This window comes from Streptococcus catagoni, from assembly GCF_011421425.1.
Classification (GTDB): domain Bacteria; phylum Bacillota; class Bacilli; order Lactobacillales; family Streptococcaceae; genus Streptococcus; species Streptococcus catagoni.
The window spans coordinates 499,193-515,946 of sequence record NZ_WPCW01000001.1; the positions used below are offsets into that span (position 1 = coordinate 499,193).

The window sequence follows — 16,754 nt, forward strand, 5'->3', positions numbered from 1 at the left end:
AAAGAAATTTCCTAATAAAAATGTCCTCAGAGCTAGAGCAGAGGACATGGGAGCTTGCTTATTCAAAAAGTTGGTAATAATCTGAAATATCCAGTTTGGTCTTATCTGAACTATTGAGGTCTTTGACCACTTTGCCATCTTTCATAACAATTAAACGATTCCCATATGTCAGGGCATCTTCCATATGATGGGTAATCATCAGAGCTGTCAAATGACCCTTTGAGACAAAGTCATCTGTTAAGGCCATCAAAGCTTGGCTGGTTTTTGGATCTAGAGCTGCGGTATGCTCATCCAATAAAAGTAAATCAGGTTTTTTTAGAGTGGCCATCAAAAGACTCAGAGCCTGCCTTTGACCACCAGATAATAAGCCCGTTGGGGTTTCTAAATGCTTTTCTAGTCCATTAGCAGTTTGTCCTAGCAAGTCCTGATAAAGGTCTTTTTGACAGGCATAGGTTCTTCTTCTGAGGCCTCTTTTTTGCCCTCGTTTCTCAGCAATCATTAAATTTTCAAGAACCGTCATTCGAGGTGCTGTCCCCATCTTAGGATCTTGAAAAACTCTGGCCACATATCTTGCTCTTTTTTCTGGCCCCATAGTGGTCACATCATGGCCAAGGATTTTTATGCTTCCGCTGGTCAAAAATTGTGTCCCTGCAATGACGTTAAATAAGGTAGACTTGCCAGCTCCATTTCCTCCCAGTAGGGTAATGAAGTCCCCTTCATAAATGTCTAGGGAAAGATCATCTAAAATTGTCTTATAATCATCAAAACCATTCATGACTTGAAGCTTGGCATCTTTTAATTCGATTATTTTTCTTGTCACTTCAATCTCACCCCTTTAAAAATATTTTTTCTTAGTACTGGAACCATCAAGCATGAAGCTAACAGAATGGCACTAAAAAGTTTGAGGTAATTAGTGTTGAAGCCTAGGGCGATTACCAAAGAAATTAAAAACTGGTAGAAAATAGACCCCACTACTATTGCAATCAAGCGTTCAAACAAGGTCAGACCTGTTGAATAAAGCACCTCCCCAATGATAATGCTTGCAAGTCCTATAACAATAACCCCAATCCCCTTTGAGACATCGGCATAGCCATCTTGTTGGCTCACCAAGGCACCCGAAAGTCCTATTAGAGCATTAGACACCACTAAGCCCAAGACTTCCATTTTGTCAGTATGAATGCCAAAACTTTTTGCCATATCTTTATTATCTCCAGTAGCAATATAGGCCTGGCCTAAATTGGTGTAGAGAAAATAAATCAGTAAGAATATTAAGACAAAGACTAGAAGAAATCCCATGACCAGGATGTTAATGTCTGGACTAAAGGGCAAATAATCTTGCAGTCTCAGCTTATCTTGTAAGCCCAGATTAGCCCGTCCCATGACCATCAGCATGATGGAGTTACAAGAAGTCATTACTAAGATACCAGCAAGTATGGTTGGGATTTTCCCCTTGGTATAAAGTAGACCCGTCAGTAAGCCTACTAAAGAACCTGCCAACATAGCAAGGATTGTAGCTATAAGAGGATTGTAGCCCAAATTAATGACTGTAGCCGCAACTGCTCCTCCAAGTGGAAAAGAGCCTTCTGTGGTCATATCTGGAAAATTTAAAATACGAAAGGTCAGGTAAATCCCTAAGCCAAGAATAGACCACAAGAGACCTTGAGAAACCGATGAAATGATCATTGTTTACCTCTATTTTTTTCTAATAATAGTTGATTTTTTTGCTAAAGAATCCGAAATGGAAAGTTGCAATTCATTTACTACTTTCTCATTAATCACTGCCTTACCCTCATCAATAACCTTAACAGGGACCTGGGATACCTTCTTGCCTTTCATCAATTCTTTGATCTGCTTTCCAGTTTCTACTCCCAGTTGGTATTGACTTTGTGAAATTGACGCCACACTTCCTTCTTTGACCATTGTATCAACGCTGGAATAAAGTGGAACCTTGGCTGCCTTACTGGAACTGACAACCGTTGCAAAAGCGGAGGCTATGGTGTTGTCCTGTGGAATAAAAATAGCATCAACCTGCTTGGTCATAGCAGACATGGTGGAAGAAACTTCATTGGTAGAAGGAACTGCATACTTTTTGATGACATATCCTCTGGCTTCTGCTAGCTTTGCAAAATCATTAACCTGTAATAAGGAATTATCTTCGTTACTAGCATATAAAAGGCCAATAGTTTTGACAGTTGGAGTGAGGTCTTTGATTAAGTCCAGTGTTTGCTTAAGAGGAAGCTTGTTTGAAAGTCCGGTGACATTTGCCTCTGGTTTTTTAAGATTAGTCACTAGCTTAGCCCCTATTGGATCAGAAACAGCTGACATAACCACAGGAATATCCTTACTTGCAGCGGCCAAGCCCTGGGCTGCCGGTGTGGCAATCCCAACAACAATATCATTGCCACTAGAAACTAATTGCCTACTCATTGTTTGCAGCTTACTCTGATCACCTTCAGCATTCATTAGGCTGATCTTAACCTTTTTGTCCGCAGGCAGTGAAGCTTTCAATTCATCCTCAATCCCCTTTTCAATTTGATCCAAAGCTTGGTGGGTAACTAACTGCAAAATGCCAACTCTAATGACCTTCTGATCCTTCATGTCCTTGGTCAACCGATCTTTTTTGAAGGCAATTGCAAAAATAACCAGTAGAAACAGTATCAACAGTGTGGCAATCAATCTCTTATTTTTCATCTTATTTCCTTTTCCTCAGTTTGATCCTATTCTGCAAAAGAAAAAGCGCTTAGTAGAAAATTACTAGGCGCCCTTTGGAAACTCAAAACCTGCGCATAGATACTTTTTAGAAAATCTAAAAGCCGTATCTATGAAGCATCATAAACACAACTTATCTATACCAGCTTTGCCAAAATTTACAAATCATTCTTTGCATGACTGAGTTTCCTTACACATGTTTTTTTATTATTATATCCTAATTAGGGGAAAATGCAAGAGTAGAGAAAATATTTTCAAGAGCTCTCAAGCTTATGATATAATGAAGAGATTAGAAAACAGAAGGGAGAAACCATGTCATTCGACGGCTTTTTCTTACATCACTTAACACAAGAACTAAAAGAAACGATTCTTTTTGGGCGTATCCAAAAGGTTCATCAGCTTTATGAAAAGGAGATGGTTTTAACCATCCGCAATAACCGACAAAATTATAAATTTCTTATCTCTGCTCACTCTGTCTTTGGTAGGCTTCAAATAACAGATACAGAATTTCAAAATCCCAAAGTTCCTAATACCTTTACTATGATTATGCGTAAATACCTTCAAGGCGCAGTAATTGAAAGTATAGAACAAATTGAGAATGATCGGATCCTTGAAATTGGACTTTCCAATAAAAATGAGATTGGTGATGCTATCAAGGTAACTTTGATTATTGAAATCATGGGAAAACATAGCAACATCATCCTAGCTGATCGCAATCAAAACAAAATTATCGAATCCATCAAGCATGTTGGTTTTTCTCAAAACTCTTACCGCACCATCCTACCTGGCTCCACTTATATTGAACCTCCAAAAACCGGAGCTAAGAATCCTTTCACCATCTCCGATGACAAACTTTTTGAGATCCTACAAACTGAAGACCTAAGTCCCAAAAATCTACAGAAATTATTTCAAGGTTTAGGTAGAGATACTGCCCAGGAACTAGCCAAGAGCTTAAAGGATAATAAATTAAAAGCCTTTCGGAACTTCTTTGCACAAAAAACTTATCCCAACTTAACAGACCAGTCATTTTCAGCCGTTCTTTTTGACAGTTCAAAAGAGTCATTTGAAAGCTTGTCCAAATTGTTAGATCACTTCTACTTGGAAAAGGCTGAACGCGACCGTGTCAAACAGCAGGCTAGCGACCTCATCCATCGGGTTCAAAATGAACTTGAAAAAAATATTAATAAGTTAGCTAAGCAAGAAAAAGAGTTACTAGCAACTGAGAATGCTGAAGACTTTAGACAAAAAGGGGAGTTACTGACAACCTACCTGTCTCTTGTTCCAAATAATAAAGCATCCGTCAGATTAGATAACTACTACACCGGCCAAAGTCTTGATATTGCTCTAGACCTAGCACTTACACCCAACCAAAATGCCCAAAGATACTTTAAAAAATATCAAAAATTAAAGGAAGCCGTCAAACACCTCTCTGCCCTGATTGAAGAAACCAAGCAGAGCATCTCCTATTTTGAAAGTGTTGACTATAACTTGTCTCAGGCTAATAGTGATGAAATCGAAGACATACGAGAAGAATTAGTTGAAGCTGGTTTTATAAGGTATCGTTCAACAGACAAGAGACACAAACGTAAAAAACCAGAAAAATACCTAGCAAGTGATGGCAAAACAGTGATCATGGTCGGACGAAACAATCTCCAAAATGAGGAGCTAAGCTTTAAAATGGCTAAGAAAGGGGAACTTTGGTTCCATGCCAAAGATATCCCAGGCAGCCATGTGATCATTAAGGATAATATTAACCCCAGTGATCAGGTCAAAACCGATGCAGCAGAGCTTGCGGCCTATTTTTCAAAGGGACGTCTGTCCAACTTACTACCCGTAGATATGATTGAAGTCAAAAAACTACACAAACCAAGCGGGGCTAAGCCAGGCTTTGTTACCTACACCGGACAAAAAACCTTGAGAGTCACGCCTGACAAAGAAAGAATAGAAAAAATGAAAATCAACTAAAAATAAGCCTAAGCTAAACGGCTTTCCCACTTTTAGTTCTTAAAAAGAAGAAAATGGCCTCAGACTAAGCCATTTCCAGCAAAAATAAAAGCAGGGTCTTAACTTGTAGAGAACCCATTTGTTAGCTTATGTCTAACTTTTGGAGTCACTACAGATTGAGACTCTTGCTTTTTTATTCCGATTTTGTAATATCTTCCATCAACTTTTTAACATCAAAGTCAGCTTCTAGGAAGTCTGAGTTCTGACTAGGGAAGTCCTGTTGGAGGCTGTCTATTTGACCTATCTCAACCTGTCCTTCTACCAATCTAAAGTCCATGACATGACCACCAAAACTATGATCTTCAGAAAGAAAATGAAGATGATAGCCAGCAACACTAACACCATGAAAGAGTTCTGGCGTCCAAAAACCGACCAAGGTTCCACAGACAGTAGCTTCTGTAAATTCAGGCTGCTGACTGGCAATCTCTGCAAAGCTTTTACCAGCTTGAGACTTTGGAATCATTCGCACATGCATATTTTCAAATTTTCCAGTGATTTTAATAGACTGAAAGAGATTTTTACTCTTGAAGTATGTCAGCAATTTCTCTTTCAAATTGCTATCACTAATAGCTTGATCAATCCGAAAACTGCTATCTACCCTATGAGAAACAATGGCTGCATAGGGAACAAGTTCCTTAGGATCAACTTCTAAAACCTGAACCTGATCTTTCAAAGCCCTTGCCTGATAAGCCTTACCATCTAAGATAATCAGCTCTCCATCTATATAATCCAAGGTTCCAATTCCCAAGTCTCCATGTTTGAGTAAGTCTTCTATGCTTACGGTTCCCTTATAGAGGCCAGCCATAAGTGAAGCTAAGGTATTGTGTTGGAATAAAGTTGTTTGATTTGTCATCAGTCACCTTCTTAATCAAATTCGTCTGGTAGAATGGTTTCACCTAGTTTTCCATTATCCTTATAATCAATTGGCACATCAATAAGGATAGGGCCATTAGCAGATTCTTTAATAGCCTTCTCTAAAGTACTTTTGAAACTTTCTTTACTATCTACGCGGTAGCCCTTGGCACCAAAAGCTTCTGCATACTTGACAAAATCAACATGGCCCAATTGAATTCCAGAAGATCTTCCATATTTCATTTCTTCTTGGAATTTTACCATATTGTAGGATCCGTCATTCCAAATGATATGAACAATTGGTAGTTTGAGACGGACAGCTATTTCAAGCTCCTGAGCAGAGAATAAGAAGCCACCATCCCCTGAAACAGAGATTACTGTTTTATTTGGTCTGATAAGAGCAGCTGAGATTGCCCATGGTAGAGCCACTCCCAAGGTTTGCATTCCATTTGAGAATAAAAGATGACGGGCTTCATAAGATTTGAAGTAACGAGCCATCCAGATGTAGTGACTACCCACGTCAACAGTAACAGTCATATCATCTTTTGTTTGTTCCTGTAGAATGTCTATGAGGTCTAGAGGATGCACCAGACCAGCTGCTGACTGGCGATCGAACTTGATATCACCAGACATGTTTTTCTTAAGATTTTGTAAATACTCCACTGATCCTTCGGGCAGACGGTATCCATTGACTGCAGGTATAAGAAGATCAATAGTTTCAGAAATGCTACCAATAAGCTCTCTTTCTGGTTGGAAATAAGTGTCAATTTCAGCCTGGGCAACATCAATAACAATTGTTCGAGCTGAAACTTCAGCATTCCAGTTACGTGCCTCATATTCAATAGGATCGTAACCAATAGCAATGACCAGGTCAGACTTTTTAAGCAACATATCGCCAGGCTGATTACGGAACAAGCCCACACGTCCAAAGAAAGTCTCTTCTTCTAAGTCACGAGAAACGATACCAGCCCCTTGGAAGGTTTCGACCACTGGTAATTTAACAGATCCCAACAAACGTCTAATCGAACGGGTTACCTTTTCATCTGAAGCACCATTTCCTAATAATAAAACGGGTAGAACTGCATTGCGAATAGCTTGCGCTAAGTAGTTGATATCTTCAACCGAAGCAGATCCTAATTTGGGTTCTGTCAGAGGCTTGATGGTCTTGACATGAACTGGGCTATCGGTAACATCTTGAGGGATAGAGATAAAGCTAGCTCCTGGTTTACCAGACTTAGCGATACGATAAGCATTAGCAATTGTTTCTGATAAGGTATCTGGATCATGGACTTCTGCTGAATACTTGGTGATAGGCTCCAACATAGCCACGTTATTCATTGATTGATGAGCACGTTTAAGCAGATCACTACGCTTAACCTGACCACCAATGGCTAAAACAGGATCTCCTTCTGCTGTGGCGGTAACAAGGCCTGTCGCTAGATTGGATATACCTGGACCACTGGTAGCAATAACCACACCTGGTTTTCCAGTGATTCGTCCAAGTCCCTGAGCCATAAATGTCGCATTTTGTTCGTGTCTTGAAACAATCAGCTGGGGGCCTTTTTCTTCTAAGGTGTCAAAAACCCTATCTATCTTAGCCCCTGGAATACCAAAAACATACTTAACCTCATGGTTAATGAGACTATCAATAATTAAATCAGCTCCATAATGTCTTTTTTTATCTGTCATTTCAAAACTCCTCATTCACAATATATAGTCATTATAGCACTTCAGTTTTCAAAATAAATCAATTTGCTGGGCAAATGTTAATCAAATTCTAAAATAAAATCCAAAAAATTAAGATAAGAAGTCCAATAATTCTTGCATACTGAGATCATCTGGTACGAGTGATAAATACTTTTGCGTCATTAATTTAGCCTTTTCAAGCATGGCAAATTCCCTTAGGATATAAGCATATTCTTGTAAGAATTCGGGGTTAGCATTCAAATCATCTTCAAGTTCTTGGTAGGAGGCCAAAGCCTTTTCTTCCATATCAAGACAACGGTAAGCCTTGGCAATATTCCATTTAGTTAAGCTATTTTCAAGATCAGGACTATCTAGGGCAATTAAATCCTCAAACCGTTCCATATTCAAGTAAAGCGTTGACAGAGGTAACTTAAGGTCATTCTCATCCATTCCAACTTCTCTTGCCTTTAGTAAGAAGTTTTCAGCACTCTCACTATCATGCAACTCATAGGCATAATGAGAGGCCAAGAGTAAGAGCTCTGTATCAAATTCGTTTTTTCTAATAGCCTGTTGGATTAGCCTTAAGGCTTCTTCTGTCTTATGTTCTTCATGTAAAGACTGAGCATAGATAAATTCAAAACCATTGAAGTCAGGATTCATTGTTTCTAATTGTTTAAAATAAAGGTTGGCCTTTTGAAATTCTCCCTGATCATAAAGAAGAGTAGCCAATTCATAGACGCTAGCATCATCATACTCAATGCTGACGGCCTTTTCTAGAAACTCAATGGCTGCTTCAAATTTACCCATAGCTGCATAGGCCCTAGCTATTCTTTGATAGGTAGAAATACCTGTTAGGTTCAAGATCTCTCGATTATCCAATTGGGCGTAATAATCAATAGCTTCCTTAAAATGGTCCAGGTCTAAATTAATCTCAGCTAAACCAAATAGTATAAGTGGATCTGGATTGATCTTACTAGCTTCCAGTAATTTTTCACGCGCAACATCACTCAAACCTTCCATGTCATAAAGATCAGCCATAACAAGCAGAGCATTGACATAGTAAGGACTATCTTTTTCTATTAAATCCAAGTAGGAAAAAGCTTCCTCAATAAGATTATCTTCTGCCAGGATCTGTGCCAAATTGATATTAACTTCTGGATAGTCTTTGTTCAGTTGTAAATAGATTTTCTTGGCATGTGGTAGGAAACCTATACTCTCTAAGTATTCAGCAAGGGACAGCAAGGTTTCTGAATCATCATTTTTTAAAGCCCTCTCAAAATATTTTTCAGCATTTTTCAAATTTTGCTGATCTAAAGAAGCAATCATTTTTTCACTATTCAACATCTTCTTTTTTATTCTCCACAATTATTTTCTCTTCAGCATAGAGGGGACTAATGTTTTTATACCAAACGAACAACTCTTTGACCACTACTTTTATTGAGGCATAGGCCGGGATAACCAGGAAAACTCCCCAAACACCAAACATAGATCCCGCAGTCAGTAGTAAAAACATAATTGTAATAGGATGAATGCTTAATTTATTACCTAAGACAATTGGGGCTACAAAACGTCCTTCAATGGTCTGTTCAATAGTAAAGACAACCAGAACCTTGACCAACATTATAGGACCTTGTACCAGTCCCATAATAACAACAGGGATCATTGCTAAAAAGCTACCTAAGTAAGGGATCATATTTAAAATCCCAGCCATAATCCCAAAGGTAATAGAGTATTTCAAACCAATAAGACTAAACATGACAGCAAACATAATACCTACAACGATTGCCACTGTCACCTGACCTTGAACATAGCCAGATAATTGTTGATTAATATCACCCAGTACTCTTGAAATTGGCTGTCTGAGTTTATTTGGAAGCACATTGACCAAGCCATCTTTCATCTTTCCGCTGTCTCGTAAAAAATAAAACAAGATAAAAGGGGAGATGATAATGGAAACAGTAATTCTTGCTATGGCACCGGCAAAATTTCCTGCCCAATCAAAAGCATTCTTAGAGAAGGTTTGGGCATAGTCTAGGGCTTTCTTACTAATACTAGTCAAAATATCCTGCAACTCTGAGCGATAATCTACAAGCAAGTGATTTTCTAACAGTTTATTAGCTTCCTTATCCACTGTTTTAACATATCTAGGCAGATCTTCAATAAAAGTACGTGTCTGGTCCCCAATCATCGGTATGATTCCAGAGAAAGACCAAATCATAATACAAACAATAAGACCAAAAACAATAAAAATGGAAACTGTTCTATTAACACCAAGTTTCTCTATCAGACCAACTAAAGGTTTTGTCAAATAGTAAAATATTGTAGAAATCACAAGGGGCAACATCAATATGGTTAAAAATGAAAAAACTGGTCCAAAGATAAAGGTTGTCTTGGTAAAGACAAAAATGGTCAGAAAGGTCAAGAACATCACTAAGAGGATATTAACAGCCTTACTGTTTAATATCCATTTATAAAACCAGCTTTCAGAAAACTTATTATCATTATGGTTAGTCATTAGTTTTTGATACCTCATTCTATCTATTTTTAGTTATTATTGGTAAAAGGTTACTTGTTTATCCATTAAACGGTTGGAATCATCATAAGAAAACTTAGCTGAGAAAAAGGGGCGGTCTTCAAGTATCCACTTAAAAATATCGTAGTCCCCTTCCCAGGTTGGTTTTTCTAAGACCTCATGATAAGGAACCCATTGCAAGGTCCCTTCTCTTGAATCCTGATCAGAAACCAACTCACCTTCAAATTCTGTCACCTTAAAAACATAGGTATACCAGTCCTCACCAGGGGTGAAGTTGGGAAATGTAATAACACCCTTAAAGTCCATCTTACGAACCTTGAGGTGGGTTTCCTCATAAATTTCACGGATAGCACATTCATCAGGGCTCTCCCCTGCTTCTAATTTGCCACCTACCGAAATCCACTTACCTTCATGAACATCATTTTCTTTTTTATTGCGATGGAGTAGTAATAGAGACTCTCCATTATCAACATAACATATGGTTGCTAATTTGGTCATCGCTTAACTTCCTTTTCTACTTTGTGTCTATTATACCAATCTTAGGAAAACTATGCTATAATTCATCTGGAATTATCATTGGAATTTTATCACTTGGAGGTGAAATCTGATGACATAAGTTATTTTGGAACCTATGGTAGAGGGCTTTCAAAGGGGATTTATTGTGCTAATTTTGATCAAATCAAAGGTCAGCTCAGCCATTTAGAAAATTTTATTAAAGTTGAAAATTCAACTTATTTAAGTCTTTCCAAAAAGGCTATCTCTATAGCATTATCCAAAATAAGGAAAAGGGCGGGGTGGCTGCCTGGCTTTTAAATAAGCTTTCTTTATCTATTCTTATAAAGTAAAAAAAGATTGAAGAAACACTCCTTTTTGGACTTTTTCTTCAATCTGAGAAGAGCTAAACAGCTCTTTTTCTTTTTTACTTGATAATTTTTTGCGTAGCTGCGTATTTAGCTTCTACAGCATCTTTTTCAGCCTTCCACCAATCTTCATGGTCCTTATACCAGTTGATCGTTTCTTCTAAGCCTTGCTCGAAGTTGGTAAATTCTGGTGTCCAACCTAATTCTTCACGGAGTTTTCTTGAATCAATAGCATAGCGTAAATCATGTCCCGCACGGTCAGTCACATGATCGTAAGCATCTTTAGGTTGTCCCATTTTTTCCAGGATCAATTCTAAAACTTCCTTATTATTTTTTTCACCGTCAGCACCGATCAGATAGGTTTCACCAATACGCCCCTTGGTCAAAATAGCCCATACCCCAGTAGAATGGTCATTGGTATGAATCCAGTCACGGACATTTTTACCTTCACCATAAAGTTTTGGCTTGATTCCTGACAAGATATTGGTAATTTGGCGTGGAATGAATTTTTCAATATGCTGGTATGGTCCATAATTATTTGAACAATTAGAGATTGTTGCTTGAAGACCAAAAGAACGTACCCAGGCCTTAACAATTAAGTCTGAAGCAGCCTTTGTTGATGAATAAGGAGATGAAGGGTTATATTTAGTTTCTGCTGTGAATTTCTCACCTTCTCCTTCCCCGTGACCAGGTAAATCCTCACGTAAGGGAAGATCTCCATAGACCTCATCAGTTGACACATGATGGAAACGAATGCCATATTTACGAGCCGCTTCCAACAAGGTATAAGTACCAATGAAATTCGTATGAATAAATGGACTTGGATCATTTAGGGAATTATCATTGTGGCTTTCAGCAGCATAGTGAACAATAGCATCCGCTTTGGCAGCCAATTGATCCACCAAAGTAGCATCAGCAATATCACCAACAACCAATTCCACACGATCGCCAAGAATTTCTTCGAGGTTTGCACGATTTCCGGCATAGGTTAATTTATCCAAAACAGTAACATGTACATCGGGATGATTGTTATAAACGTAGTGAACGAAGTTTGAACCAATAAAACCAGCTCCACCCGTTACAATAATATTTTTATAATCTGACATGATTTTTCCTTAATTCAATTTTTATAAATCTTCTGCTTTTAAAGGTGTAACATCTTTAAGCAGCGGATGGTTTTTGTCTGCCTCTGAAACCTCAGCTGCTTCAAGGTTTTCCCATTTGATGCCTAGTTCAGGATCAGCGTAATTAACAAAAGCATATTTAGGCTTTAACTCTTGTGCCCAATAGTCATTGACTAAGTAACTATAGGATACCTTGTCAGAGAGAACCTGAAAACCATTAGCCACACCACGCGGAACAAAGATCCCTTTTGAGGCATCGATAATCGTTTGGTAAGTTTGACCAAAACTTGGTCCCTGACGTAAGTCAACCCATGATCCTAAGACTTTTCCATCATCAGCCACAGAGATGTACTTGTCCCATGGTTCTGCATGCAAGCCGCGTAGAACATTTTTACGGGAAAAGCTAACATTATTCTGCAATTTTCCTTCAGCAAAGAAGCTTTCCGGAAAGCCTAGAGGAAGCATCTTTTCCTTTTGAAAATTCTCCTTGAACCAACCACGGTTATCTCCATGAACAGGTATGTCAAATTCAATTAAACCTGGAATAGCTTCAATTGGACGAGCTGCTAGTTTTTTCTCAAAAAATGCTTCAGTCATTAAGCCTCTCCAATCAATCTTAATAAATATTGGCCATATTCATTCTTTTTAAGAGGCTGAGCTGACCTATGAACATCTTCTTTTGTGATATAGCCCATACGATAGGCAATCTCTTCCAAGTTGGCTACCTGTGCATTTTGTAAGCGTTGGACTGTCTCAATGTATTGCGCAGCTTCAAGAAGACTTTCATGAGTACCCGTATCAAGCCAAGCAAAGCCACGTCCCATTAATTCAACAGAAAGGTCGCCACGTTCTAAGTAGGCCTTGTTAACATCTGTAATTTCAAGTTCGCCACGTTCACTTGGTTTAATATTTTTAGCAATTTCAACCACATCATTATCATAGAAATACAAACCTGTTACAGCATAGTGAGACTTTGGAAGTTTCGGTTTTTCCTCAATGGAAATAGCGTTCATGTGCTCATCAAATTCAACCACACCAAAACGTTCTGGATCCTTAACTTGGTAGCCAAAAACAGTCGCCCCTTTTTCTTTAGCAGCAGCTTTTTGAAGCATCTTAGTTAGACCATTACCATGATAAATGTTATCCCCTAATATGAGAGCAACATGATCATCACCAATAAAATCTTCTCCTATGATAAATGCTTGAGCCAATCCATCAGGACTTGGTTGTTCAGCATAAGACAAATGAATACCAAATTCACTACCATCACCAAGTAATTCTTCAAATCTTGGTAAATCTTGTGGTGTTGAGATGATCAGGATATCTTTGATACCTGCCAACATCAAGGTGGACAGTGGGTAATAAATCATTGGTTTGTCATAAATTGGCATCAATTGTTTTGATGCTGCACGTGTCAAAGGATACAAACGCGTACCCGAACCGCCGGCAAGAATAATACCTTTCATGGTTAAGCTCCTCTTTTTCTAAATCTATACCATTTTATCACTTTTTTATAGTAGTGTCACTTTTTATCATAGGAGATATAACTTCCAATAGGGTAATCATCACTGTCTAAACTCACTTTTTGACCTAAAAGTAAAGAAACCAATTCTCTACCAATCTTAGGACCAACTGTTAGTCCAGAAGAGCCTAAACCACTTGCAGCATAAGCCCCTTCCATATGGGGAACTTGTCCCCAAAAAGGACAAAAATCATCTGTATAGGCCCGTGTTCCAATACGTTCTTGGTAAGGAGCAGACTCCCTTAATTCTGGGTAGTATTTTTGAGCCTCTTCCCTGAGCTGCTTTAAAATGGTCTGGTCAGCTTGCAAATCAAAGCCCTGATCATTTTCGTGACTGGCGCCTACTGAGATTAAGCCCTGATCAAAAGGAATGATATCTATTTCTCCTTCAGGCATAAGCACTGGAAAGTGATGGCTGCTGTCTTTTGCCCTGGTCTCAAAGTCAAGTAATTGACCCTTTTGAGGCCTAATAGCTACCTCATAGCCTAAGGGTTTTAAGAGATCCCCCAGCCAGGCACCACTAGCTAAAATCACATAATCATATCTTTTTTCATCAATGATAAAGGAGCTTCCTTCTTGCCTGAAACTAACCTTTCTTTTATAGATGGGATAAGCCGCTGCTTTTTGTAAAGTGTGACAGAGCTTTGCCCCATCTATGCGTGCTGCACCTGAAGCATATAAAGCTTTAGTAAAGCCTTCGATTCCTTGAAAGATTCCTTGAGCTTCTGCTTTATCAAGGATGGCCAGCTCTCCAATCATGGGACAAGCTTTTTTCCGCTCAAGAGCTAACTGCAGCAGATCCTCCAGTTTTCTTTCATCCATTTTTAAGATTAACACACCATTTTGCCGATAAAAAGAGGTATCAAAGCCGTCTTTACTCAGATCTTCTATTAAATCTTGATAGAATTCTGCTCCAGAACTAGCTAAACGATACCAAGCCTTATGACGTCTTTTTGAAAACCAAGGACAGATAATACCTGCCGCTGCTTTAGTGGCCTGTCCTTCTCCATCATCAAAGATAGTCACATCTTCAACCTTATTTTTTCGTAAATAGTAGGCTGCTGTTGAACCAACAATACCAGCACCAATAATTGCAACTTTCATTTTTCCCTTTCCTTAGCTAAGTCTTCACCCCAGCGCCACATCCATAACCATCATAATAACAAATCCAAGCATCAAGCCTAGAGTTGCCAGGTCAGTATTGTCATTAGATTGTGATTCAGGAATTAATTCTTCAACCACTACAAAGGTCATAGCCCCAGCTGCAAAGGATAGGGCGTAGGGCAGGATGGGCAGCATCTTTAAGACTAAGGCAGCACCAATGACCGCACCAAGAGGTTCAACCACAGCTGACATCGCACCCCAATAAAAAGCCTTCAGACGTGATTTGCCATCAGCTCTGATTGGAATAGACAGAGCAGCTCCTTCTGGTATGTTTTGAAGACCAATCCCAATGGCCAAACTAATGGCTCCTATTAATGCAGCCTGTGAAAAATGACCATGGGCTAAAGCCCCAAAAGTGACCCCGACAGCTAAGCCTTCTGGTATATTATGAATGGTTATAGCCAAAAACAAAAGAGCAGTTTTTGAGAGTTTCTTTGGAGGCTGTATACCTTCCATTTCTGAAAGCTCTTTATTAAGATGCAGATGCGGAACAATAGCATCAATACTCCTTAAAAAAACACCTCCCACTAAGAAACCAATAGCCGCAGGGAACCAGGCAAAGGAACCATAACTATCTTTAGCAAATTCTATAGAGGGGGCTAAAAGAGACCAGAAAGAAGCTGCAATCATTACTCCCGCAGCAAAACCCATCATAGTGTCTAGTAATTTACGACTAATCTTTTTAAAAAAGAAAACGATGGCTGCACCAATGATTGTACAAAACCAGGTAAATAAGCCAGCAATTAAGGCCAAAAAAACAATATTTTCTTTAGCAATCCAATCCATATACGACTCCACTATTAAAGATGACTAAAAGGATTGGTTGATTGTTCACTAGCTATAATGGCAATATCCCACTTGCCCTCTTTTTTCCAATTTAGCATCTTTTCATAAACTTTTTCAACAAATAAAACTTCAATATGATGTCCAGGGTCAATAGCATAGAGCCCTTCCGTTAACATTTCCTGAGCAGTATGGTAGTAAATGTCACCAGTAACATAGACATCAGCACCCTTTTTTAAGGCAGATTTATAAAAGTCATCGCCACTTCCGCCACAAATGGCAACCCGCTTAATTAAAGGATTGGCACCAGCATATCTAATCAAACGAACTGCATCTAATTGAAAGGTCTCCTTGATCAGTAAGGAGAAATCTTCTAAGCTTTGCGCTTTAATCTCGCCAATGCGACCAAGTCCATAGCCTTCTTGTGTTTCCTTCAAGTAACTTGTCTTTTCAATGCCCAACTTTTGACAGAACCAGTCATTTAAACCATCTGGGACAATATCAATATTGGTGTGACTAACATAAACAGCAATATCATGCTTTACCAAATCAAGTAGGATATCTCTTTGCGGTGACGAAACCAAATCCTTAAGAGGTTTAAAGATAGGTGCGTGTTTTGTAATAATAAGATCAACACCCTTTGCAATAGCTTCTTCAACGGTTTGTTCTCTAACATCCAGGGCAATCATGAGGGTCTTAACCTCTTTTTCCAGACTACCAATTTGAAGCCCCACTACATCATCTTCCAATGAAAGGCTCTTAGGACAATAGTCTTCGTAGACCTTAATGATTTCACTTACTTTCATCATCTAACACTTCCTCTATATTTTTCATTTTTTGGAGAATAGCTGAGCGCTCCTCTTGTTTAACTTCTGGAACACAGGACAAGGCATAGCTTAGCTTGTCGATTTCTCTATGCCATTTACCTTTAAAGACTTGTGACTTTTCACGAGATAAGAATGGACCAAAGCGTAATTCCTTGGCAGATAAGATCTCCTTACCATGTTCAGCCACTATGATTTCATAATATTTGTCATTTTCAATCATTATCGTTTCAGAAACAATGGTAAAATCATTAGCCATCAACCACTGTCGCAAATCATCTTCTCGATTATTGGGTTGAAGCACCAGGCGCTTCACCTCTTGCAACTTCTCCTTACCAGCTTCTAAAATATCAGCAATTAAGCGTCCACCCATGCCACAAATAGTAATAAGGTCCACATGATCAGATGGTTCAAAAGCTTTTAAGCCATTGGCTAAACGCACTTGAATCTTGTCTTGCAAACCTGCCTGAGAGACATTTTTTAGAGCTGATTCATAAGGACCTTTGACCACTTCTCCAGCAATAGCTGACCCAATCCGCTTTTCCTCCATTAAAAAAATAGGGAGATAGGCATGATCGCTCCCTACATCTAATAGTTTGCTTCCCTTAGGAACAAAGCTTGCCACATTTCTTAATCGTTTGGATAAATTACTTTCCATTATCTAATCTTTCTATCTATTACTGCCTTCATTAT

General features: G+C 38.7%; 17 protein-coding genes. 2 read left to right on the plus strand and 15 right to left on the minus strand.

Annotated features, from left to right (window positions below):
* Positions 1 to 58: 58 nt before the first annotated feature.
* From HBN42_RS02390 to trpX, 3 genes are read right to left on the minus strand one after another with little or no spacing between them, the layout of a single operon-like run.
* Positions 59 to 775, minus strand: coding sequence for an ABC transporter ATP-binding protein (locus tag HBN42_RS02390; RefSeq protein ID WP_165993757.1), 717 nt, complete (start codon positions 773 to 775; stop codon positions 59 to 61).
* A gap of 41 nt (positions 776 to 816) precedes the next feature.
* Complete coding sequence (locus tag HBN42_RS02395; RefSeq protein WP_165993358.1) at positions 817 to 1,683, minus strand: ABC transporter permease; 867 nt, start codon at positions 1,681 to 1,683, stop codon at positions 817 to 819.
* 9 nt (positions 1,684 to 1,692) lie between these two features.
* Positions 1,693 to 2,691, minus strand: coding sequence for a tryptophan ABC transporter substrate-binding protein (gene trpX, locus HBN42_RS02400; protein ID WP_165993360.1), 999 nt, complete (start codon positions 2,689 to 2,691; stop codon positions 1,693 to 1,695).
* A gap of 330 nt (positions 2,692 to 3,021) precedes the next feature.
* Between trpX and HBN42_RS02405 the strand changes: the two genes are divergently transcribed.
* Positions 3,022 to 4,674 (plus strand): Rqc2 family fibronectin-binding protein, encoded by a 1,653-nt coding sequence (locus HBN42_RS02405; protein WP_165993362.1) that lies wholly within the window; start codon positions 3,022 to 3,024, stop codon positions 4,672 to 4,674.
* 172 nt (positions 4,675 to 4,846) lie between these two features.
* Here the strand turns inward: HBN42_RS02405 and budA are convergent, their stop codons facing one another.
* The 5 genes from budA to HBN42_RS02430 form a co-directional block, all read right to left on the minus strand.
* A complete protein-coding gene (budA, locus tag HBN42_RS02410) occupies positions 4,847 to 5,566 on the minus strand; it encodes an acetolactate decarboxylase (RefSeq protein ID WP_165993364.1) in 720 nt (239 codons plus the stop codon).
* 11 nt (positions 5,567 to 5,577) lie between these two features.
* On the minus strand, positions 5,578 to 7,254 hold the full coding sequence (alsS, locus tag HBN42_RS02415) for an acetolactate synthase AlsS (RefSeq protein ID WP_165993366.1): 1,677 nt from the start codon (positions 7,252 to 7,254) through the stop codon (positions 5,578 to 5,580).
* A 108-nt stretch (positions 7,255 to 7,362) separates the two neighbouring features.
* On the minus strand, positions 7,363 to 8,595 hold the full coding sequence (locus tag HBN42_RS02420; protein WP_165993368.1) for a tetratricopeptide repeat protein: 1,233 nt from the start codon (positions 8,593 to 8,595) through the stop codon (positions 7,363 to 7,365).
* A complete protein-coding gene (locus HBN42_RS02425) occupies positions 8,585 to 9,766 on the minus strand; it encodes an AI-2E family transporter (protein WP_165993370.1) in 1,182 nt (393 codons plus the stop codon). Before HBN42_RS02425 ends, HBN42_RS02420 begins: the two co-directional genes overlap by 11 nt.
* 36 nt (positions 9,767 to 9,802) lie before the next feature.
* A complete protein-coding gene (locus HBN42_RS02430) occupies positions 9,803 to 10,282 on the minus strand; it encodes an NUDIX hydrolase (RefSeq protein ID WP_165993372.1) in 480 nt (159 codons plus the stop codon).
* 99 nt (positions 10,283 to 10,381) lie between these two features.
* On the opposite strand from HBN42_RS02430, the gene HBN42_RS10275 reads away from it, so the two are divergent.
* Positions 10,382 to 10,597, plus strand: coding sequence for a beta-propeller fold lactonase family protein (locus tag HBN42_RS10275; protein ID WP_413251922.1), 216 nt, complete (start codon positions 10,382 to 10,384; stop codon positions 10,595 to 10,597).
* A 106-nt stretch (positions 10,598 to 10,703) separates the two neighbouring features.
* On the opposite strand, the gene rfbB is transcribed toward HBN42_RS10275, so the two are convergent.
* The 7 genes from rfbB to HBN42_RS02470 are packed head-to-tail and all read right to left on the minus strand — an operon-like array spanning position 10,704 to position 16,719.
* The gene (gene rfbB / locus HBN42_RS02440; protein WP_165993376.1) at positions 10,704 to 11,750 is read right to left on the minus strand and encodes a dTDP-glucose 4,6-dehydratase; all 1,047 of its coding nucleotides are present in this window, start codon (positions 11,748 to 11,750) and stop codon (positions 10,704 to 10,706) included.
* Positions 11,751 to 11,771: 21 nt separating this feature from the next.
* Positions 11,772 to 12,365, minus strand: coding sequence for a dTDP-4-dehydrorhamnose 3,5-epimerase family protein (locus HBN42_RS02445; protein ID WP_165993378.1), 594 nt, complete (start codon positions 12,363 to 12,365; stop codon positions 11,772 to 11,774).
* The gene (gene rfbA, locus HBN42_RS02450; protein ID WP_165993380.1) at positions 12,365 to 13,234 is read right to left on the minus strand and encodes a glucose-1-phosphate thymidylyltransferase RfbA; all 870 of its coding nucleotides are present in this window, start codon (positions 13,232 to 13,234) and stop codon (positions 12,365 to 12,367) included. The genes HBN42_RS02445 and rfbA overlap by 1 nt, the downstream gene beginning before the upstream one ends.
* A gap of 56 nt (positions 13,235 to 13,290) precedes the next feature.
* The gene (locus HBN42_RS02455) at positions 13,291 to 14,394 is read right to left on the minus strand and encodes an NAD(P)/FAD-dependent oxidoreductase (RefSeq protein ID WP_165993382.1); all 1,104 of its coding nucleotides are present in this window, start codon (positions 14,392 to 14,394) and stop codon (positions 13,291 to 13,293) included.
* A gap of 24 nt (positions 14,395 to 14,418) precedes the next feature.
* Entirely contained in the window at positions 14,419 to 15,240 is an 822-nt protein-coding gene (locus tag HBN42_RS02460; RefSeq protein ID WP_165993384.1) for a ZIP family metal transporter, read from the minus strand.
* 14 nt (positions 15,241 to 15,254) lie between these two features.
* On the minus strand, positions 15,255 to 16,043 hold the full coding sequence (locus HBN42_RS02465; RefSeq protein ID WP_165993758.1) for a Nif3-like dinuclear metal center hexameric protein: 789 nt from the start codon (positions 16,041 to 16,043) through the stop codon (positions 15,255 to 15,257).
* Complete coding sequence (locus HBN42_RS02470) at positions 16,030 to 16,719, minus strand: tRNA (adenine(22)-N(1))-methyltransferase (protein WP_165993386.1); 690 nt, start codon at positions 16,717 to 16,719, stop codon at positions 16,030 to 16,032. The genes HBN42_RS02465 and HBN42_RS02470 overlap by 14 nt, the downstream gene beginning before the upstream one ends.
* Positions 16,720 to 16,754 lie beyond the last annotated feature (35 nt).

Coding starts and splice junctions, on each gene's coding strand:
- HBN42_RS02390 (WP_165993757.1), bottom strand. CDS start 775: ATGAATGGTTTTGATGATTATAAGACAATTTTAGATGATCTTTCCCTA.
- HBN42_RS02395 (WP_165993358.1), bottom strand. CDS start 1,683: ATGATCATTTCATCGGTTTCTCAAGGTCTCTTGTGGTCTATTCTTGGC.
- trpX (WP_165993360.1), bottom strand. CDS start 2,691: ATGAAAAATAAGAGATTGATTGCCACACTGTTGATACTGTTTCTACTG.
- HBN42_RS02405 (WP_165993362.1), top strand. CDS start 3,022: ATGTCATTCGACGGCTTTTTCTTACATCACTTAACACAAGAACTAAAA.
- budA (WP_165993364.1), bottom strand. CDS start 5,566: ATGACAAATCAAACAACTTTATTCCAACACAATACCTTAGCTTCACTT.
- alsS (WP_165993366.1), bottom strand. CDS start 7,254: ATGACAGATAAAAAAAGACATTATGGAGCTGATTTAATTATTGATAGT.
- HBN42_RS02420 (WP_165993368.1), bottom strand. CDS start 8,595: ATGTTGAATAGTGAAAAAATGATTGCTTCTTTAGATCAGCAAAATTTG.
- HBN42_RS02425 (WP_165993370.1), bottom strand. CDS start 9,766: ATGACTAACCATAATGATAATAAGTTTTCTGAAAGCTGGTTTTATAAA.
- HBN42_RS02430 (WP_165993372.1), bottom strand. CDS start 10,282: ATGACCAAATTAGCAACCATATGTTATGTTGATAATGGAGAGTCTCTA.
- rfbB (WP_165993376.1), bottom strand. CDS start 11,750: ATGTCAGATTATAAAAATATTATTGTAACGGGTGGAGCTGGTTTTATT.
- HBN42_RS02445 (WP_165993378.1), bottom strand. CDS start 12,365: ATGACTGAAGCATTTTTTGAGAAAAAACTAGCAGCTCGTCCAATTGAA.
- rfbA (WP_165993380.1), bottom strand. CDS start 13,234: ATGAAAGGTATTATTCTTGCCGGCGGTTCGGGTACGCGTTTGTATCCT.
- HBN42_RS02455 (WP_165993382.1), bottom strand. CDS start 14,394: ATGAAAGTTGCAATTATTGGTGCTGGTATTGTTGGTTCAACAGCAGCC.
- HBN42_RS02460 (WP_165993384.1), bottom strand. CDS start 15,240: ATGGATTGGATTGCTAAAGAAAATATTGTTTTTTTGGCCTTAATTGCT.
- HBN42_RS02465 (WP_165993758.1), bottom strand. CDS start 16,043: ATGAAAGTAAGTGAAATCATTAAGGTCTACGAAGACTATTGTCCTAAG.
- HBN42_RS02470 (WP_165993386.1), bottom strand. CDS start 16,719: ATGGAAAGTAATTTATCCAAACGATTAAGAAATGTGGCAAGCTTTGTT.